The organism is Micromonospora fiedleri, assembly GCF_016774385.1.
GTDB classification, from domain to species: domain Bacteria; phylum Actinomycetota; class Actinomycetes; order Mycobacteriales; family Micromonosporaceae; genus Micromonospora; species Micromonospora gifhornensis.
The window spans coordinates 1-19,603 of the sequence record NZ_JAETXL010000014.1 but is presented as its reverse complement, the minus strand read 5'-3'; the positions used below and the strand labels follow the sequence as shown (position 1 = coordinate 19,603).

At 67.4% G+C, this 19,603-nt stretch carries 18 protein-coding genes; 8 read left to right on the top strand and 10 right to left on the bottom strand.

Annotation, left to right across the window (positions count from 1 at the left end):
- Positions 1-76 precede the first annotated feature (76 nt).
- Entirely contained in the window at positions 77-1,207 is a 1,131-nt protein-coding gene (locus JMF97_RS28125; RefSeq protein WP_203224280.1) for a PucR family transcriptional regulator, read from the top strand.
- A gap of 426 nt (positions 1,208-1,633) precedes the next feature.
- Here the strand turns inward: JMF97_RS28125 and JMF97_RS28120 are convergent, their stop codons facing one another.
- Both JMF97_RS28120 and JMF97_RS28115 read right to left on the bottom strand, forming a co-directional pair.
- Positions 1,634-2,281 (bottom strand): Rid family hydrolase, encoded by a 648-nt coding sequence (locus JMF97_RS28120; RefSeq protein WP_203224279.1) that lies wholly within the window; start codon positions 2,279-2,281, stop codon positions 1,634-1,636.
- 44 nt (positions 2,282-2,325) lie between these two features.
- A complete protein-coding gene (locus JMF97_RS28115; RefSeq protein WP_203224278.1) occupies positions 2,326-3,939 on the bottom strand; it encodes a flavin monoamine oxidase family protein in 1,614 nt (537 codons plus the stop codon).
- A 458-nt stretch (positions 3,940-4,397) separates the two neighbouring features.
- Here JMF97_RS28115 and JMF97_RS28110 point away from each other — a divergent pair, with 458 nt between their 5' ends.
- The 3 genes from JMF97_RS28110 to JMF97_RS32105 all read left to right on the top strand — a co-directional run bounded on the left by JMF97_RS28110 (position 4,398) and on the right by JMF97_RS32105 (position 7,165).
- Positions 4,398-4,772: a transposase gene (locus tag JMF97_RS28110; protein ID WP_238360328.1), complete on the top strand. Its 375-nt coding sequence runs from the start codon at positions 4,398-4,400 to the stop codon at positions 4,770-4,772.
- Positions 4,773-5,489: 717 nt separating this feature from the next.
- The gene (locus JMF97_RS28105) at positions 5,490-5,930 is read left to right on the top strand and encodes a DUF4259 domain-containing protein (protein WP_203224277.1); all 441 of its coding nucleotides are present in this window, start codon (positions 5,490-5,492) and stop codon (positions 5,928-5,930) included.
- 653 nt (positions 5,931-6,583) lie between these two features.
- Positions 6,584-7,165, top strand: a complete 582-nt coding sequence (locus JMF97_RS32105) for a GNAT family N-acetyltransferase (RefSeq protein WP_307817125.1) — start codon at positions 6,584-6,586, stop codon at positions 7,163-7,165.
- A 9-nt stretch (positions 7,166-7,174) separates the two neighbouring features.
- Here JMF97_RS32105 and JMF97_RS28100 read toward each other — a convergent pair whose 3' ends face one another.
- From JMF97_RS28100 to JMF97_RS28075, 7 genes are all read right to left on the bottom strand, one after another.
- Positions 7,175-7,834 (bottom strand): alpha/beta hydrolase, encoded by a 660-nt coding sequence (locus JMF97_RS28100; RefSeq protein ID WP_203224276.1) that lies wholly within the window; start codon positions 7,832-7,834, stop codon positions 7,175-7,177.
- Positions 7,831-9,516 carry a GH39 family glycosyl hydrolase gene (locus JMF97_RS28095; RefSeq protein ID WP_203224275.1) on the bottom strand — a complete coding sequence of 562 codons (1,686 nt, stop codon included), beginning with the start codon at positions 9,514-9,516 and terminating at the stop codon, positions 7,831-7,833. The genes JMF97_RS28100 and JMF97_RS28095 overlap by 4 nt, the downstream gene beginning before the upstream one ends.
- Complete coding sequence (locus tag JMF97_RS28090) at positions 9,509-10,126, bottom strand: beta-xylosidase family glycoside hydrolase (protein WP_273543958.1); 618 nt, start codon at positions 10,124-10,126, stop codon at positions 9,509-9,511. Before JMF97_RS28090 ends, JMF97_RS28095 begins: the two co-directional genes overlap by 8 nt.
- A gap of 35 nt (positions 10,127-10,161) precedes the next feature.
- Entirely contained in the window at positions 10,162-11,280 is a 1,119-nt protein-coding gene (locus JMF97_RS28085) for a glycoside hydrolase 43 family protein (RefSeq protein WP_238360327.1), read from the bottom strand.
- A complete protein-coding gene (locus JMF97_RS28080) occupies positions 11,195-12,721 on the bottom strand; it encodes an alpha-N-arabinofuranosidase (protein ID WP_203224273.1) in 1,527 nt (508 codons plus the stop codon). Before JMF97_RS28080 ends, JMF97_RS28085 begins: the two co-directional genes overlap by 86 nt.
- Positions 12,722-12,759: 38 nt before the next feature.
- Entirely contained in the window at positions 12,760-12,840 is an 81-nt protein-coding gene (locus JMF97_RS32430; RefSeq protein ID WP_353505311.1) for a hypothetical protein, read from the bottom strand.
- Positions 12,841-13,011: 171 nt separating this feature from the next.
- Complete coding sequence (locus JMF97_RS28075) at positions 13,012-14,007, bottom strand: LacI family DNA-binding transcriptional regulator (RefSeq protein WP_203224272.1); 996 nt, start codon at positions 14,005-14,007, stop codon at positions 13,012-13,014.
- 278 nt (positions 14,008-14,285) lie between these two features.
- Here JMF97_RS28075 and JMF97_RS28070 point away from each other — a divergent pair, with 278 nt between their 5' ends.
- From JMF97_RS28070 to JMF97_RS28055, 4 genes are all read left to right on the top strand, one after another.
- The gene (locus JMF97_RS28070; protein ID WP_203224271.1) at positions 14,286-15,908 is read left to right on the top strand and encodes a type 2 periplasmic-binding domain-containing protein; all 1,623 of its coding nucleotides are present in this window, start codon (positions 14,286-14,288) and stop codon (positions 15,906-15,908) included.
- Between the two features lie 93 nt (positions 15,909-16,001).
- The gene (locus JMF97_RS28065; RefSeq protein WP_203224270.1) at positions 16,002-17,078 is read left to right on the top strand and encodes an ABC transporter permease; all 1,077 of its coding nucleotides are present in this window, start codon (positions 16,002-16,004) and stop codon (positions 17,076-17,078) included.
- Between the two features lie 9 nt (positions 17,079-17,087).
- Entirely contained in the window at positions 17,088-18,041 is a 954-nt protein-coding gene (locus JMF97_RS28060) for a carbohydrate ABC transporter permease (protein WP_203224269.1), read from the top strand.
- Positions 18,042-18,184: 143 nt separating this feature from the next.
- Positions 18,185-18,739 carry a YesL family protein gene (locus tag JMF97_RS28055; RefSeq protein ID WP_203224268.1) on the top strand — a complete coding sequence of 185 codons (555 nt, stop codon included), beginning with the start codon at positions 18,185-18,187 and terminating at the stop codon, positions 18,737-18,739.
- A gap of 192 nt (positions 18,740-18,931) precedes the next feature.
- On the opposite strand, the gene JMF97_RS28050 is transcribed toward JMF97_RS28055, so the two are convergent.
- On the bottom strand, positions 18,932-19,603 hold a 672-nt coding region (locus JMF97_RS28050; protein WP_203224267.1), incomplete at its 5' end, for an IS5 family transposase.

The window sequence follows — 19,603 nt, the reverse complement described above, 5'->3', positions numbered from 1 at the left end:
GGGCGAATACATGGCGTGGAGCACGCAGTTTCGGGTTCTTGTTGTAGCGCACCACAACGGCGGGGAGCATGACAGGATGACGCATCCGGACGGCTGGACGACAGTGGTGGACCTGATCGAACGCGTCGTGGGCGATGACGAACTGCTGCCGTCGGTGGTCGCCGGAGTCCGTACCACCGTGCGGGAGGTCTCCGCACTGCCCACCTCCGACATCGCCGGACACACCCGCGCTCTGCTGGTGGCCGCAACCCGCGCCTTGGCCGCACGGCGCGGCCCCACCGAAGCTGAGCTGTCGTTCGTCGCGGACCTCGGTGTCACCCGCGCCCGGCAGGGCGTGCCCATCGAATCGGTGCTGGGCGCGATCCACTTCGCCGAGCGCGCGATCTGGGCCCGGGCCCGGGAACTCGCCCGAGCCCAAGGCGTCAGCGCCGAGCAACTGCTGGACGTCCGGGACCTTTACGACGACTGGGCCGAGGCCGTCCGGGCCCGGCTGATCAGCGCGCATCGGGCTACCGGAGCCAGCACGGATCCGCTTCCCGGGCGCCGGGACACGGCACTGCTGCGGCGGCTGCTCCAGGGTGGTTCGGCGGCCACGCTGGCAGCCGCCGAGGCCGGCCTTCCGATCACCGACGGGCTGTGGGTGCTCGTCGCCCGGCCCGGGGAAACCGCCGCCGGCATCGAACGAGCCGTACGCGAGCACCCGCCGGTGCTGTGCGCGACCGTGGACGACCTGATGGTCGGAGTTCTGTCCCGGGCTCCGTCCGCCCGCCTGGAGGGGATCGGGGCTGTGGCAGGGCTCGCCGGTCCGGCCGAACCGGAGAAACTCGCGCCGGTGCGGCGGCTCGCCACCGCGGCCCTGACCGCCGCCGAGTCCACCGGCCGCACCGGACTGGTTCACATTGCCGATGTGGCCTGGCTGGCGGCGTTGACCGAGCGGGCAGACCTGGCAACGGTGCTGCTCGACAGGTACGCGCCCGCTTGGGCGGCACTCGGACCGACTGCCGAATCGGTGGCGCACGCCGTGCTCGCCTGGCTGGAGAGCGACCGCGATGTCGACCTCGCCGGGGCGAGACTTTTCGTGCACCCCAACACGGTTCGCAATCGGGTCCGGCGCTTCGCCGCCGTCACCGGCATCGACCCGGCGGGCACCTTCGGTGCCATGACCGCCTGGTGGCTCTGCCGAACCTGGCTGCGCGACGCGACCTGATCTCGCACCGTACGACGTGTTGTCCAAGCGGTGTTTCCGCTGTGAATCCGCAGGTTGCCAACACAGGATCACCACCCTCCCGCCAGACGGGAAGATCGGAGCCGCGAGGCCGCTTTGACGTCGTCGGTACGCTCTCGACGGTTCCGCGGCCGCGCTCCGCGGCGGCTTGAAGGTCCTCCCGCTCCTGTGCGGACCACGCGGGCCGCAACACCCCGCGGCCGAAACGCAGCTCGCAGACCCGCCGCCCCACCACCGGCTGCCGGCACCCGTGGACGGACCCCGGCCGATCGCGGCGGATCGACCGAGGCCCGTCGGAGGCGTGCCGGATCAGGCGTGCCGGATCAGGCGTGCCGGATCAGGCGAGGTCGAACCGGTCCAGCTCCATGACCTTGGGGGGCCGGTCGACGGTGCGCCTGTGACGAGGGGTCACTTCTTCTTCGCGGGGTAGGCGGCGTCCACCTCCACCTCGACCAGCCAGCCGTTGACCGGCAGGTTCTCGATCTCGATCGCGAACCGCGACGGCCGGGCGGGGTTGACCACCATCGGCGGGGTCGGGGCGGCCGACCCGAGCGGCACGAGCACCGGCTTGCCGGTCGACAGGCTGGTGTTGGCGAAGAACTGGCGGTACGCCCGGTTCCAGCCGTTGAAGTCCATCCGCTCCTGGCCGTCGGGATTCTGGAGGAACACCCGCATGCTGATGACGTCCTGGTAGGTCAGGCCCGCGCGGGCGAGGTTCTCCCCGATCCGGCGCAGCACGTTGATGCCCTGCGCCTCGGTGATGGTCACGCCGGGCGGCAGCACACCGCCGGGGAACACCTCGGTGTCGATGTAACGCGCCTCCGACCCGGCCGGTGCGGCCGGGTTGAGGGCGGCCGGGCCGAGCCCGCTGGACTTGTAGAGCGCGGTGTTCTTGCCGATGGCCACGCCGTCGGCGATCGAGGGGTTGTCCTGTCCGGCAGGGAGCAGGGTGACGGTGGTACCGGGCCGGGGCGGGAACAGCCCGCCGGCGACGGCGCTGGCGGGGATGGCGAGAAGGACGACGGCGGCGGAGGCGAGGATGGCGCTTCGGCGCACGGTGGGGACCTTTCTGCCGGGGCGACCGGGGGTGGCGGGCGTGCTCAAGCGGCCGTGACGCGGGCGTGCAGGGACTCGACGGCGACACGGGCGGAGACCATCGCGCCGTGCTGCCAGGCGATGGCGTGGCTGAGGTGGTCGCCGGCGAAGTAGACGTTGCCGGCCGGCTCCAGGAGACTGCGGTACGCGGCGCCGGTCTGCCCACCGATGGCGCCGGGCCAGCTGACCCACGCCCCTTCGGAGAACCGCGTGGAGGCCCAGTCCCGGGAGTAGGAGGCGGTGATTCCCTCGCCGTACACGTCACCGAATATCTTCTTTCCCTGCCGTACCGCCTCGGCCAGTCGCTCCGCCGGGGACAGGTTGCCGTAGAAGTTCGCGTTCCCGCCGGTGTTGTAGTAGCCGATCATGGTGCCCCGCTCGCCGTTGTAGCCGTACGACGGGTGCCACATGTTCCCGAGGTTGGTGTTGGCGTTCGTGATGCCGCCGTAGATGCGGAAGTCCTCCTCCCACCACCGGCGGTCGTACTCGATGCCGATCTTGCCGGCATTGGTGACGCTCACCGACCCGAGGGCAGTGACGACCGCCGTGGGCAGGTTGGAACTGATCTTCGCGGCGATGTGCGGCGGAATAGTGTTGATCGCGAAGTCGGCGACCGCCTTCTTCGGACCCTTCGGGGTGGTGTACACGACCTCAACGCCCGAGGTCGTGTTGCGGTACTCGACGATCTCGGCGTTGTAACGCATCCGGCGGGCACCGATCGCCGAGGCGAAAGCGTAGGCGATCCTGTCCATCCCGCCGACCGGCTGGTACATCATCATCGCCTGGTCGAAGCCCATCTCGAACGAGAAGTAGTTACCCACGGTCGAGGCGAGAAGGTCAGACATCGCGTACGGCGGGATGGTGGTGCCCGACTCCAGGCCGGCACCCGGCTGCGTGGCGTAGCCGCGCCGCCCGCCGCCGGTGTACCGGAAGCTGGCCGCCGGGTCGCCGGCGACCCGGTTCCCGATGGCACCGAAGCTGCGTAGGTAGGCCAGGAGGCGCTCCTTGTCCTCGGCGGTGAGGTACTGGTCGAGCGAGCCCTGGTCGGTCGCCTTCGCGAGCAGCTCGGCCGTGTACCCGTAGGCGTCCGCCTTGGCGGCCCGGTGCCGGACCGGGACGCCGTTGAGGGCACCCGGCACGTTCTCGCGGTAGAGGAAGGCGTCGGCGTTCTGGTTGGTGAAAACCTCGATTGGGACGCCGAGTTCCCGGCAGTAGTCGATAGTCACGTGCATCTGCGGGATGCGGCCGGGGCCGGCGTTCATGTACTGGCCCTTGGAGAAGGTCGCCCGCTGGGTCTGTCCCTTGAGGTCGGTGATGGTGTCGCCGCCCCGGATGGTCCGGTTACGGCCGCCGGGCCGGCCGCGTCCCTCCAGGACGGTGACGTCGTACCCGCCCTTGAGTAGTTCGTAGGCCGCGGTGAGGCCGGCGATGCCACCGCCCATCACGATGACCGTCTTACGGCCGTGCCGGCCGAGGTCGCTCTTCTTCGGTGGTGTGAACGGTGGTGTCTCCGCGGCGTGGGCGCTGGTCAAACCGAGCGCGCCCATGCTGTGCAGCATGACGCCGGCACCACCGGCGATACCGACGCGACGGAGAAAATCCCTGCGGGTCTGGCTCATCAGGCCTCCGGGTGTGGGGTTGATCGAGGACGCTAGATGGCCTTCGTTAAGCCCGCGGATCGTCCCGAGGTCGGCCGTGTCACGTACCCGCCGGTAAATCGCCTTTCCGGTCAAGGAGCCAGGGTCCATCGGGGACATACCGGCTGTCCCGCGTCGGCCGCCGCTTGGCTCGGCACGTGTCGGTCGTGACGACCGAAGGATCAGACGGCTGGCGCGGTCCGGACATGGGGTCGCGCTGGCTCGGTCCTCGCCGTTTGCGACCACCAACCGGCCACGAGGCCCTACGTCAGCACCGGTTGACCCGGGTTGGCCCGGCCGATGAGAGCACAGGGACTGCGTAGATTTCCGTATTTGACCTGGGTGTGGTCCGTTGGACAGGACGTCGGTCCTGTCCAGGAAGGACCGCGTCATCGCAGACAAGAAGAACGCTGCTCAGCTTCCTGAACCGACGCCCGCGGATGTGGAGTTCGCTCAGCAGCTGGTCGAGCGGGCCAAGGCTGACGGAGGCTCGTTGGTCGGGCCGGGTGGGCTCCTCGCTGGGATCACCCGGACCGTCCTGGAATCAGCGCTCGGTGCGGAGTTGGGATGCTCATCTCGACGAGGCCACCGGCCGGCGGGTCAACATCCGTAACGGGCACGGTGCGAAGACGGTGCAGACCGAGGTCGGGCCGGTGCGGATCCAGGTCCCGCGGGATCGGGCGGGTTCGTTCACGCCGCGGATCGTCCCGAAGCACAGCCGCCGGCTGGATGGGTTCAAGGAGGCGATCGGCGTCGCTGTATGCCAAAGGGCCGACCACCGGGGAGATCTCGGCCCAGCTGGCGGACGTGTATGACGCCGACGTGTCCCGGGAGTTGATCAGCCGGGTCACCGACAGCGTCGTGGACGAGATGAGGCTAAGGACTGCTGCCTGCCCTACGCCCGACCACCTGATCCGTAGCCTTGGCCGGACTGTCCGGCTCGGTTTAGACACGCCCACAACTGCTGGTCTCGGCGCTGCCTGCCTGCTGCTGCGTCGGCCCGTCCAGCGCTGCTCCTGGCGCCGGTTGCTGTCATGGCGGTCTACTCGGACGAGAGCCAGAGGCCGGGAAGCTTCGTTCCCTCCGGAACGCTGTCGAGGACCAAGGACGTGTTCATGCCGGCGGGAGCAACCTGCGGGTCGATGAACCTAGTGCAGAGGTGGTGAACGGCTTGCACGATGACCTTGTGCCGTACCTCGCCCCCGTTGAGCCAAAGGGGATCCCCCTCGCGGATGTCCGCCGACTCTGGGCATCCTGTGACCACGACGCCAACACGAGGAACCACGAAGGAGTCAACGATCAGCATCCGAGTCACAGGTACACACTCCACAAAACTGGTTCCTGCCTTGCTGAATTCAAGACCGTTGTCGGCCGGCGTCGACTACTGCGGCTGAGCTCCTCGACTTGTCGGTTACCGCCGCTCGCGGTCCTTGTCTGTCCGCCGGTTTGGCTGTACCAGTCAAGCGTTCTCATGCCTTGTGTCCGCTCCCGTTGCGCTTCATGATCCGCTCAGCGCGAACTCGGAGGAGCACATGGGCACCTGGGATGACGGTCCGTTTGACAACGACACTGCCGCAGACTGGTGCGGCGATCTCCACGATGCCGATCCGTCTGCGCGGGCGGCAATGGTTCGTGCTGCCCTGACGACGGCAGCATTCGACACCGGGTACCTCGACCATGTCAATGCCGTCTCGGCGATCGCGGCAGCGGCGATCACGGCGTCTCAGATGCCCGGCGGAGACCCGATCACCTCGCCGTACGCACCGGACTTCCTGCTTGCTGGTGAATCCCTTGACCTAGACGACGACCTGCCGCAGCTGGCGGTCGAGGCACTTGACCGGGTCCTCAGCGACGACTCGGAGTGGCGGAGCGATTGGGCCGAGGCGGGAGTGAGTGAGTTCCCGCAGATCAACAAGCTCCGCGCAGTGCTGTCCGGGCCGCCCGAACTGCCCGGTCAGATCGCGCTGTTTTGAACTGGCCGGAAGATCACTGAGGACCGCACACCCCGTGTTACCCGACGTACCGGCCGATGCCGGCCGGAGGCCGCCCGCAGGGCAAACCGCGAGCGGCACGCCCTCGCGCCGCTCCATGACCCAGAAGGTGAACGATTCGGCAGCCATCCCGGCTGGACACTTCAGACTTGACCAGCGGTGAAGGAGCGCTACCGGACGGCGCACTTGACCGGCCTGGTCCCCAGAAAGCAGAAAAGGGCCGCCCGATATCCGGATCAACCCTTTGACCTGCGTCGGGACGGCCGGATTCGAATCGACCACCCCTTGACCCCCAGGACGCTTCGCCACACGTTCACGCACGTCACGCACGCAGTCCCCACGATCAAGCCGTGCAGTCGCCGGCATGCGGGCCACCATCGCGCACACCGTTTGGTCCCCACCTGGTCCCCGGACGCTGACGCTTGGCGACTGCAGCACGCGGTTTAGGAGGTGCGGACACGGCCGGAAGTCGCACGGCAGCGACTTGGCTTGACGTACGCCGCCATACCGGCTGCCACGTCCAAGAGCCGCCCGTCGTTGACCCTCGGGTCCCGTCCCATCGGACACGCGACGGGCACGCTCGCACTCCCCTGCCTTTCAAAGAGACTGCTGTCTTGCAGTGCCGGTGGCTGCCGATGAGTTGCTCACCGTGTCGCCTCCCGTCGATCCCGGACCGTTTGCATCGGCGGGCTTGGCTGTACGGGGGGCTGTCCAGCCAAGCCGACTCCTTCGTCTCGAACGCTGGGCCTGTGGCGGCGCCAGTTGCGACCTACGATCGGCTGGTGAATGACGCTGTCGTTCTGCCTACGGTCGCGATGCCGCCCGCCCTCGCCCTCGTGCTTCGCCCTTGGCGCATGGAGGACGTTCCCGCACTGGTTGAGGTGTTCCAGGATCCCGCCTTGCGTCGCTGGACGAACTCTGCCGTGAAGAACGATGCTGACGCGATCCGGTGGGTGCAGGCCCAGCAGCGGGGCTGGGCGGCGGGAGACCGATTCGGTTTCGCGGTCCTTGAAACGCGCTCCGATTCACCCCACGGGCAGTTGGTGGGCAACGTGGTCCTGAAGGAAGTAGCCCCCGGCAAACCGTCGGCCGAGGTGGGCTATTGGACTGCGGCGCACGCTCGCGGAAAGGGTGTGGCGCCGCGCGCCGCGCGCTCTGGAGGCTCTCACCGGCTGGGCCTTCGACACTTTGGGGTCCGATGGGCTGAAGCGTCTTGAACTCCTGCATCAGGTGGACAACTCGGCTTCGTGCCGAGTAGCGGAGAAAAGCCGGTACGACTTCGACAGGGTCCTGCCCGCAGCGCCGCCTGCATTCCCTCTCGATGGCCATCTGCACTCACGGCGCAGAGATGCATGAAGTCCACTCGGGGCCAAGCCACGGCAAGATAGCTCAGTTGGTGCGAGGCTCCGAGAACAAGCCGAATCGTCCCGCACGGCGTCGAGCACCGCGGCGCAGTCGTCCTGCGGGATGGGGAACCGCACGGGCCTCCCCCGTCCGTCGACCGTGCCGCCCAGCTCGGCCGGCACCGGGCACAGGCGGTAGTCGACAGACACGACGACGACGTCGGCCCGCCCGGCGATGCCGCGGGCGACCTCGTGCGCCTCGGCCATGTCCAGGTCGCCCCAGGCGAAGGCGCCCCCGTGCATCCACACCAGGCAGGCGCGGCCGCCGTCGGGCGCGGGACCCGTGGACATGTAGACGCGCACGGGCACCGGGCCGTGCGGGCCGTCGATCGTCTGCTCGGCAACGCACAGGTCCCACTCCTCGGGCGGACCGAACGGCGCCTTCCAAAGGTTCGTGACGTCCTCGGGGACGTCCGGGAACTGCGCGTACCCCTCGATGAGGTGCCGGCGCGCTTCGATCTCGGGCACGAGCAGTCTGGTCATGGCCTCATCCCGCCTGGCTCGTCGACCCCCCGATCCGGGCGCTGGCCGCCGGGGAGCGTCGGCGCGACCGAGGCGACCGCCCAGGCGGGCAGCGTGAGGTCGATGTCGAGGACGCCGTCGTCGCCGACGGTCAGCGTGCTGCGGTGGAGGCTGTCGGCGACGTGGCGCAGCTCGGCGGTCTGTTCCCGCGTGATGTTGAGTGGGGCGCCCATCTGGTACCAGGCCTCGGCGACGTTCCCGTGCTCCCAGTCGAGGATCTCCACGGTGAGCTCGGTGCCCGGGCGCAGCCCCTCGACCCGGTGCCGGACGCGGCGCTCGGGGCCCATCTCGGCGAGGGCTCGCGTCTCGGCGTAGCCGTTGCGGGACGCGAGCCCCGTCGTGCCCATCTCGGCTGGGTAGTTGTAGAAGATGGCCGAAACGTCACCCGTCGCGGAGGAGCGGGTGATGACGCCGTCGGGCAGTTCGGCCAGGAGGCGGTCACCGAGGCGGTGGAGCATGGCCATCGCGTGGAACGTCGGCTTGTGCAGGCCGTTCTCGTTGACCAACCCGAAGCCTCCGTGGAAGGGGCCGATGCCGCCGCCGCCCTCCTCGAACACGTCGGTGAAGGTCCAGTAGGAGATCGAGTCGGCCAGCGGCGCGCCCTTGAGGAACGCCCGGACGATGTACGCGGCGGCGAAGAGCGTGTCGTGGATCGCGTCGCGGCTCGACGGCGAGGTCGACCATTCGGTGATGTGCAGCTCGGCGTCCGGGTACGGGCTGGTCTCGATGATCGTGCGCATCAGTTGCAGGTCGTCATAGGTGGCGTCCTTGTGACGCGTGACCGCTTTGAGGTTGCCCAGCGAGTCCGCCGCGTAGTCGGTCGGGTACAGGTGGGTGGTGAGGAAGTCGACCGGCAGTCCGCGCTGTGCGCAGTACTCGATGAACTCGTGGATCCATACCGGCTGCCAGTCGAGCTTGTCCGGGTCGGTGGCCACCGCGGTCTCGACCTCGAGCGATGGGTCGTGGGTCTCTCCGGAGTAACGGCCGTCGGGGACGAAGACGCTTGTCGACGGGCCACCGACCCGCAGCTGCGGGTCGATCGCCTTGATCGCCTGCGCGGTCGCCTCGTACAGCTCGAAGTACTGGGTGCGTGTTCCGGTCCAGAAGTTCGGCACCAGGTTCGGCTCGTTCCAGACCTCGAAGGGCCACTGCCGCACCTCGTCGATGCCGTACCGGTCGATCCAGTGCCGCACTGTCGTGTCGACCAGCTCGATCCAGCGACTCATCTCCTTCGGCGGGCTGCAGTGCGCCTTCCACCAGAAGAGGGTCTCGGTCTGGGTGGCGAGCCCACGGGGCATGAACCCGAGCTCGACGAACGGACGAGCGCCGGCGTCGAGGATCGCGTCGAACACCTTGTCGACATACGCGAACGTGTAGACCGGCTCGGGCAGCGGCTGGTTCGGGCCGAAGCCGCCGCCGTAGTCCGTCCGGTAGACGAACATGTCGTCGTGAAACAGGCCGTGGAAGCGCACGTGCCGGGCGCCCAGCACCTGGACGGCCTCGCGGAAGTGCGCCTGCCAGTCGGCCCGCAACGCCTCGTTCGCGCGGCCGGCACCGACGCACTCGTTCCACACGTGATGCAGCGGCACCTCGGCGGGTGCCTGTCCGTCGATCAGCAGGGCTGACGTCGCCTGCTCAGTCATGGACAGCTCCTTCGCTCGGTCGGTGAGTAGGGTTTGCGAGCCCGATGGTGTCGCTGACCCGGAACCAGTCCACGTCGACGTGTCCCCCGGGCTCGGTGGTGGCGTAGTTGAAGAGGGCGAACCGGTACCCGGTGAAGTGCGCGAGGTCGTACCGCATCGGCACGGTGTCGCCCAGACGCGTCCAGTTGCTGCCGTCGTACGAGTACGCGAACGACGCCGTATCGGCGGCATCCCGGAAGTCGACGTCCGCGCGCAGGTAGACGACGTCCGCCCGCAGCGGCACCGGTGCGCTGGTGAAGGCGATGACGCCGTCGCCGCCTGCCCGGCGCATCACCAGGCTCCTGGTTCCGCCCTCCATCGTCACGGCGATGTATCCGTACGTGCGCTGGTAGGCGGAGATGCCCGCGACGTCCCCGTCCTGCATGTGCGAGACGTCCAGCGAGATGGTGCCGGAGCTCGTGGGTCCGAGCGTGCGTTGGGTGAGCGTGTTGCGCGCATCGAGGATGCTCGACGCGACGCTGCCCGTGGTCAGCCGCAGGTGTCCGGGCCGCTCGGTGAGCGACCACAACCGGTTGTCCGGGTTGTGGTTCCACTGCCACTGCAGCCCCAGGTTCGACCCGTTCCATGCGTTCTCGGCCGACTCTGTCAGAAAATCCGCGTTGGTGGCGTTCCAGTAGCCCGCGCGCTCACGGAGGTTGTCGAAGTCGTCCGAGGCAACGACGGCGGCCCCGTCGCCGGCCGTCCGTGCGCCGCCGCGGGCGCTTGCGGATTGAGAGTGAAAACCGGCCACCCGTCGTCGTCCCAGGTCACGCCGACGAGCTGAGGCGAACGACCCAGCGGGCCCTCGTCCTGGAACAGCATGGCGTACCACTGCCCGTCGTACGTCTGGACGATTCCGCCCTGGGCCACGCCGGTTCCGGGCCGGCCCCCGACCGTCACGCCCTGGCTCAGCACGACCCGGCCCTCCCACGCGCCGCCCGCCGACTGCGGCGTGAGCGACGGCGACCGCCACAGCACCTCCTGGCGGACGCCACCCGACGGCCACTCGATCATGAAGACGTAGTAGTAGTCCCCGATCTTGTACGCGTGAGCGCCCTCGGCGTGCAGACCGCTGGTCTGGTCGACGTTGGCGTCCTCGACGAGCCGCGTCGCCGGGCCGTCCCACCCGAGGGTCCCGTCGTCGTGCCGCCGCAGCCTGCGTAGGTCGATCGACCCGCCACCGTAGACAAGCCAGACGTCGTCGCCGTCGAACAGCAGCGACTGATCGTGGGCGTACCCGTCGAGCACCGACCTGCTGCGCGGCCCGCGCTCGATGTTGGGAGTCGAGTAGACGTACGTCTGCTGCGTGGTGAGGCTGCCGACCGACACGTAGTAGGTCCCGTCATGGAGCCTGATGCTCGCTGCCCAGCTGCCCTGGCCGTACGCGTCTTGGCCGTTGCGCAGCGCCAGCGCGTCCGCGTCGTCGAGGATCGCCGCAGCGTACCCGGCGATGGACCAGTGCACCAGGTTGCTCGAGCGCATGATCGGCACGCTCGGCGCGAAGTACATCGTCGTGCTGACCATGTAGTAGTACCGGCCGTCGAAGACGACGTCCGGGTCGGGCACGTCCGCGAAGATGACAGGGTTGGTGAAGTCTGCCCCGCCCCGCCGTCGCGAATGTTCACGTTTGGTCGGTCCATCAGCGCAGCTCGAGCGCCACGGTGACGTAGGAGTGGGCGGGCAGGTCGACCTCGAGCCCCCGGGGATGGGGGCCCACGCCGGCATGGTTGGTGGGGGCGACGGCGTCGAGCTGCTCGGGGCTGTTGTGCGCGTCGAGCGCGGTGGCGGTCAGCACCCGCGCGGTGTGCCCGACGACGTCGCGGCCGCGCAGGTCCAGGACGAGGGTGCGGTCCGTCTCGGCGTCGAGGTTGGACAGCGAGACCAGGGCGGTGTCGCCCTTGACCGACGCGGACGCCGAGACCAGCGGCAGCTCGGTCGCGTCGACGGCGCGAGTCTCGACGTCGCGCAGGTGAACCGCGAGGGCGGCGGCATCGTGGTGGCCGGTGTTCATAGCGAAGACGTGGTACGTCGGGGTGAGCACGAGCGCCCCCGTGTCGGGGTCGGTGAGGATCATGGCCTGCAGCACGTTGACGGTCTGGGCGATGTTCGCCATGACCACCCGCTCGGCGTGCCGGTGGAACGCGTCGAGGTGCACGGAGGCGACCAGGGCGTCGCGCAGCGTGTTCTGCTGGTACAGGAACCCGGGGTTGGTGCCCTTCTCCACGTTCCACCACGTGCCCCACTCGTCCACGACCAGGCCGACCTTGCGGTGCGGGTCGTAGCGGTCCATGACCGTGGAGTGCCGGGTGAGCAGCTCCTCCATGCGCCGGGCGCGGGCCATGGTCACGTACCACTCGTCGGTGCTGAACCCGGTGGCGTCGCCCTTGTCCGACCACGACCCGGCCATCGTGTAATAGTGCAGCGACACGGCCTGGAACGGGCCTGCCGACCCGGCCGGGTCCGCCGCCAGGTCGTCGAACGAGCGCATGAGCGTCTCGGTCCAGTGCAGGTCGGCCTCGTTCGCGCCCGCCGCGATCCGGTACAGCAGGTTGCCGCCGTGGTTGCGGCAGTAGGTGGCGTACTGCCGGGCCAGAGACGCGAACTGCTCGGCGCGCAGGTTACCGCCGCAGCCCCACGCCTCGTTGCCCAGGCCCCAGAACGGCACCCGCCACGGCTTCTCGCGCCCGTTCGCCCGCCGCAGCGCCGCCATCGGTGAGTCGTCCGCCCGGGTCAGGTACTCCACCCAGTCCGACATCTCCGCCACCGACCCGGACCCCACGTTCCCCGACACGTACGGGTCGGCACCGAGCAGCTCGCACAGGTCCATGAACTCGTGCGTGCCGAACGCGTTGTCCTCCACCACGTCGCCCCAGTGCGAGTTGACCATCCGCGGGCGGCTCTCGCGCGGGCCGATGCCGTCACGCCAGTGGTAGTCGTCGGCGAAGCAGCCGCCCGGCCAACGCAGGTTCGGGATCGAGATCGCCCGCAACGCCTCGACCACGTCCGAGCGGATGCCCCGCACGTTCGCGACCGGCGAGTCCTCACCCACCCAGAACCCGCCGTAGATGCACCGCCCCAGGTGCTCGGCGAAGTGCCCGTACACGTGCCGGCTGATCGTGGCGCCGGGCAGGTCGAGGTCGATCACTGCGGTCGTGGTCGTCGTCATTGTCTCCCCATCAGTTGCGTGTTCCGTCATTGCATGCCTCAGCGAGGAGCTCGCGGAAGCCAGACCCGCATCGGGCCGGGGGCGCGGTTGCCCCAGGTCGAGAACGGGATCGCTGTCACCGTGTGCTCGTCGACGAGCTCGGTGGCGGTGTCGGGGTCGTAGAGGCCGGTGCCGCGTCCCGGTGATCGGGGATGCGGGGACAGGCGCGCAAGGCGGACGTGCGCCCATAGGTGCTCGACATGGTTTCCTTCGACCGAAACGGGCTGAACGGCGCGGGTGGTTGCACGGCCCTAAGCCCCACCGCGGGTGGAGCCACGTACCACGAGACGGACGGGCGCGACGACGTGCTCGGCCGGGCCGGTCCAGCCCGCCATCTGCCGGTGCAGCAGACCCACCGCGGTCTCAGCGACACCTTCATGGTTCGCGTCGACGGAGGTGAGGCCGGGCGGGACGAAGCGTGACATGTCGAGGTTGTCGAACCCGGCGAGCTGGACGTCGGTGGGCACCCGGAGCCCGCTCTCTGCCAGGGCCGCGACCGCGCCGAGCGCGACGACGTCGGTGACGGCGAAGACGCCGTCGAAGGGCAGACCGGACGCGATCACATCGAGCAGGGCATCACGTCCGGCCGCCGACGTGAACGTGGAGATGGGCACCACATAGCGTGCGTCGACATCGAGGCCGGCATCGCGATGTGCGCGCTCCCAGCCAATGCGGCGGTCCGACGTCATCATGTGCGCGGTGTCGAACGTGCAGCCCAACCCAACGATGCGCCGCGAGCCGTGCTCGATCATGTGCGCCGTCGCGAGGCGGGCGCCCTCTTCGTTCGCCAGCCGCACGTGGTTGAAACGGTCGGGCACGTCACGCTCGCCGAGCAGCACGATGGGCTTGGCGGTACGCACGCGGTCCAGCTGGTCGCGGTCGAGTCCGACGACGGACAGCAGGACGCCGTCGTAGAGCTGGAGTCGCGCGACGCTCAGCGCCGCCATCTCATGCTCGGGGCAGCCGCTCGTCCGCTCAAGGACGAGGTGCCGCCCCTCGGCCTCGATCAGCGGCGCGATCTTGTCGGAGACCTCACCGAAGTAGTCGTGGAAGCTCGGCACGATGAAGGCGACGGTGTCGGTCCGTCCCGCGCGCAGGTGGCGCGCGGTCAGGTTGACCTCGTACCCCAGCGCCTCGACGGCGGCCATGACACGGGCGCGCGTCGGTTCGTTGACCGGGAGGCGCTCATTGACGACGTTCGACACGGTCATGACCGAGACGCCCGCCTCACGGGCGACGTCCGCCATTCTTACCACATATCCTCCTTATCGCGGCATTCTGCCAGCTCAGCAACGTCGTCTGGCGAGAAGCCCGCCACCCATCCACCCGCCGGGGCGGGCCTTGACGTAACACGATCGACTCTTTACTTTAACGCTAAAATCCGCCCGGAATGAGGACGCCAAGCCCCAACTCGCGTCGATATGCCCACAAATTCCAGTCAAGGACGACCGGAACTGTTCTCAAGGGAGAGCCCTCGGTGCGTACCACAAGAACGAAGTTGTCAATTGTTGTCCTGGCTGCAGCCGTGTTAGTAGGACTTGTCGGATGTACCTCTGCCGACAACCCCGAAGACGACTCGGGAACGCTGACTCCCAGTGACCCCACGACGTTCACGGTCTGGATCACGTCGAGCCAGCAGGCCCCGGCACCCAACAACAAGATCACCAAGCTGCTCAAGGACAAGCTCGGTGTCACCCTCAAGTACGAGATCGTCACGCCGGACAACGAGGACCAGAAGATCGGTGTCATGCTCGCCGGCGGTGAGTTCCCCGACCTCATCGGCACCGGCGACCTGAAGCAGCGTCTCCTGCAGGGCGGCGCTCTGCGGCGCCTGGACGACATGCTGGCCAAGGGGGACTACCCCAACCTCGCCGAGCACGTCAAGGACGACATCAAGAAGATGAGCTACTCGGGCGACGAGGTGGACAAGGGCCTGTACATCCTCCCGAACTACAACCGCTTCTACGGCGACATCACGGGCGGCGTCTACTACGGTCCCGCGTTCTGGATCCAGAAGCGTGTGCTCGCGGACGCCGGCTACCCGGACCTCAGCAACATGACGCTCGACCGCTACTTCCAGCTCATCTCGAACTACAAGGCGAAGCACCCCCAGACCGCCGGCGCCCCGACCGTCGGCTTCGAAATTCTGGCGTCCACGGGCCGTGAGTGGGGCATGACTAACCCGCCGGCGCAGCTGGCAGGCTCCCCGAACAACGGTGGCGTCATCGTCGACAGCAACAACAACGCGTCGATCTTCGCCGACAAGGACATCGCGAAGAACTTCTACAAGGTCCTCAACCAGCAGTACAACTCGGGTGTCGTCGACCCCGAGTCCTTCACCCTGACGTTCGACCAGTACACCGCGAAGCTGGCCACCGGCACCGTCCTCGGCATGCACGACCAGGGCTGGAACTTCCAGACCGCCACCCAGTCGCTGCAGAGCGCCGGCAAGGACGAGTACACCTACGTGCCCCTCATGCCCGTCTACGACGGGGTGGAGCCCTGGTACGCCGACCGCCCCGTCATGAACACCAACCAGGGGTTCGGCATCTCGGTCTCCAGCAAGCAGCCGAAGAAGGCACTGAAGTTCCTCGACATCATGCTCAGCGAAGAGTGGCAGAAGACGCTCTCCTGGGGCATCGCTGGCGAGGACTACCAGGTCGGCGCCGACGGCGTCTTCTCCCGCACGGACGAGCAGCGGAAGAACTACAAGGACCTCACCTGGCGTGCCTCCAACCGTCTCGATGCGCTGCTCGACATGCTGCCCAAGCGCAACGGCAAGTTCTCCGACGGCAACGCCTACAGCCCCGACGACCAGCCCGCCGAGTTCTACGCGACGCTGAGCGACTACGACAAGGACTTCATGGCGAAGTACGGCAAGAAGACCTGGCTTGACTTCGTGAACAGGGCGCCGGACAACCCCAAGTACTACCCGGCGTGGAACCTCACGCTCTCCGACGACGCCAACCAGGTCAACCAGCAGCTGACCGACACCAGCGTGCAGAAGCTGCCGGGGATCATCGCCGGCCCGCCCGCCGACTTCGACAAGAACTGGCAGGCCTACGTCGACTCCATCGGCAAGATCGACGTCAAGGTGTACGAGGACGCAGTCACCGCTGGCATCAAGGACCGTCTGGCCAACTGGTAACAGTCTGCGAGCAGTCGTGGTGGGGGGCGTGCGCCCCCCACCACGACGCGTTCTCGATTACCACCCACTGCTCCTGACGACGAGGTTGGACAGATGACGGACGCCCCGGTCAGCATCCCCGTGACCGCCACCGGGCTCGAACCGGCCCCGGAGCCCGCGAGCAGTTCGCGTGCCCAGAACCGCAAGGCCCGAAAGAATGCCGCGAAGGATCCCAAGCGCAAGATCACCTGGGACCTGGTCTGGGCGCAGCGAGCCCTGCTCGCGATGGCCGTCCCGCTGCTGCTGTACCAGATCCTGTTCAAGTACGTCCCGGTCTACGGCTGGGCGATCGCCTTCCAGGACTTCAAGCCGGCTCGCGGCAGCAGCCCCTGGCCGGGTCCCCGCAGCCTCTGGAACCAGCAGTGGGTGGGCCTCGAGAACTTCCACAACCTGTTCACCGGTGTCATGGGTGAGCGGTTCATCCGGGTCGTGATCAACACGATAGGACAGTCGCTCCTGACCCTGACCGTCGGTACCCTCGGGGCCATCGTCCTAGCGCTGCTGCTGAACGAAGTCAAGAACCTGCCGTTCAAGCGAGTCCTTCAGAACATCACCTACATGCCCCACTTCCTCAGCTGGGTGATCGTGGCGAGCATGGCATCGGTGGCGCTCTCGCTGCCCTCCTCCGGCGGGTTCATCAACCAGGGCCTCATGAGCCTGCAAATCGTCGACCAACCGGTCCTGTTCCTGACCGAGCCGAACTACTTCTGGGGGATCGTCGCCGGGACGAACCTGTGGAAGGAACTGGGCTGGAACACGATCATCTACCTGGCCGCGATCACCGCGATCGACCCGAGCCTGTACGAGTCCGCCGAGGTCGACGGAGCAGGCCGCTTTCGCAAGATGTTCAGCATCACGCTCCCGAGCATCAGGCCCACGATCGTCGTGCTGCTCATCATCAACAGCGGCTGGATCCTGTCCACGAACTTCGAGCTGCCGTACTTCCTCGGCAACGGCCTGGTGTCCGACAGGTCCGAGACCATCGACGTCTTCGTGCTGCGCTATGGCTACGAGCTGGGCAACTACAGCCTCGCCATCGTCGCGGGCATCTTCAAGACCATCGTCGCCGTCATCCTGGTGGGCGCGGCGAACCAAGCGGCCAAGCGCCTCAACCAAGAGACGCTGGTCTAGGAGGACTTCATGTCAAGCACCACTGTCGCGAAGCCTCCGGCGCGGCGCGCATCACGGGGCGGGTCACGGCGTCGCAAGTGGACGACCGAGCGGATTGTCTTCACGACGCTCAACACGACCTTCCTGCTGGCCCTCGCGGCGGTCATGGTCTACCCGCTGCTGAACACGCTCGCCATCTCCCTGAACGACGGCATGGACGCCGTCCGTGGTGGGATCGGCATCTGGCCTCGGGACTTCTCGCTGCAGAACTACAACGTCGTGTTCAACATGCACACGATCTACCAGGCGTTCTTCATGAGCGTCCTGAAGACGGTCGTGGTGGTGGCGACAAACCTGTTCTTCACCTCGATGCTCGCCTACGCGCTCAGCCGCACAGAGTTCATCTTCCGCCGCCCGATCACCGTGATCTTCGTGCTGACGATGTACTTCGACGCCGGGCTGATCCCCAACTACCTGCTCATCAAGGACCTGGGCATGCTGAACACCTTCCAGGCCTACTGGGTGCCGACGATCATCAGCGCGTTCAACCTGATCATCCTGCGCACGTACATGAAGTCGATCCCTGAGGAGATCATCGAGTCGGCACGGATGGACGGTGCGGGCGAGTTCCGCACGTGGTGGCAGATCGTGATGCCGCTGTGCAAGCCCGCGCTGGCCGTGGTGGGTCTGTTCGTGGCGGTGGGCAGCTGGAACGCCTGGCTGGACACCCTGCTCTACGCCTCGGGCAATCCGGCGTTGACCACCTTGCAGTACGAGTTGCAGAAGCTGCTGTCGAGCTCGATGAACGCCGGCGTGAACTCCGTGGCCGCCACGGGCGCCGCGTCCTCTGGCGGGCAGGTCACCACACCGATCGCGCTGCGGTCGGCGATCACCATGGTGGCGGCCGTCCCCATCCTGTTCGTCTACCCGTTCCTGCAGAAGCACTTCGTGTCCGGTCTCATGATCGGCTCCGTGAAGGGCTGATCGCGTCGGCCTCCCGCCCACCGCAGGAGGCCGACCCCGTCCCCAGGACCCGCAACTGCGCACACTGAAAGGCCCCGACCATTCTCCGTTTCAACCCCACGTCGCGACTGTGGCGCATCCTGGACTCGCTCGGCTCCATCATCGTGATCAGCCTGTTCTGGCTCCTGAGCCTCGGCCTTGTCGTGACGGCGGGAGCGGGAACGGTGGTCGCCTACGAGGTGTGCCGCCGGTACGTCCTGGGCAAGGACGGTGGCGTCCGGGCCATTGCTTCGAAGGCTTTGCGGCAGAGCTGGAGGCAGGCGACCGTCGTCGGTCTGCTGGCCGTCCCGGTCGCGGCCGTCGGCATCCTCTCGCTCTCCTACCTGCCCACTCGCGGGCTGGCCGAGGTCTGGGTGTCGCTCATTGTCGTCGGACTTTTCCTCCTGCTCCTGGTCTTCTGGTGCCTCCCCCTCGTAGCCCGCTTCACGAACCCCACCTGGCGCCAGGTGCTCAACGGGCTCACGTTGGGGCTGACGACGCCCAGCCTGACGTTCCTGCTCGGGATCGCCGTGGTCCTCGGGGGCGTCGCCATCTGGAACTTCATGCCCGCGGTGTTCGTGGTGCCCGGCCTGACCCTCCTGTGGTGGTGCTACCTGCTCGAGCGGTTCTTCGTCGCCCGGGGGTACGTGCAAATGGAGCCGAAGGAGGCAGAGGCCTGACGCTCTCCAGCCGTGGACCTGAGTTGTCTCGTGAAGCGGCTCGCGGCGATCTTGTACACAGAACGGTGGGGGTGGACCAGCTTCGGTGGCCTGGGCACCGACGTATGGGAGGTGCGAGTGGGACGGCAGGTTCGCCGGTTCCGGCACACCCCTGAGAGGGCGTTTGATTTACGCCTTTTGCGTCTTGCAGGGTTAGTAGGTGCCTCGCCAAGTTGGCGTGGTTTCGTCTGTTATGCGTTTGGCAAGGTTGTCGATCGAGGCAATGTGGATCATGGCTTCGGAGCTGGCGGGCAGGGTCTCGTAGTCGCGGGCAAGGCGGCGGTGCAGCATCAGCCAGCCCAGGCTCCTTTCAACCACCCATCGGCGTTTCACGACATGGAATCCGCGTTTCTCGGCGTTCCTGGAGACGACTTCCACGTCGATTCCGAGGGTGGCGCCGTGTTCGATCACGGCGTTCTTGAAGCCGGTGTCCGCCCAGGCTTTGGTGATCGTCGGGTAGGCATTCTTCGCCTCGCTCAGCAGGTGTGTGCCGATGGCGTTGTCGGATAGGCTCGCGGCGGTGACGATCACGGCGATGATGATGCCGAGGGCGTCTGTGATGATCCCGCGTTTGCGGCCCACGATCTTCTTGCCGGCGTCTACTCCTTGGCTGGTCACGGGCACGTTCGTAGAGGTTTTCACGCTTTGGGTGTCGAGCACGGCAGCCGTCGGATCGGGTTTACGGCCTTCTTTCACCCGGGCCAACCCAGCCAGGTCGTATCCGATTTTGGCGAAGATTCCTTCGTCGCGCCAGGCCGCGTAGTAGGCGTACACCGTATTGTGTGAGGGGAAGTCGTGGGGAAGGTATTTCCAGGCAATTCCGGT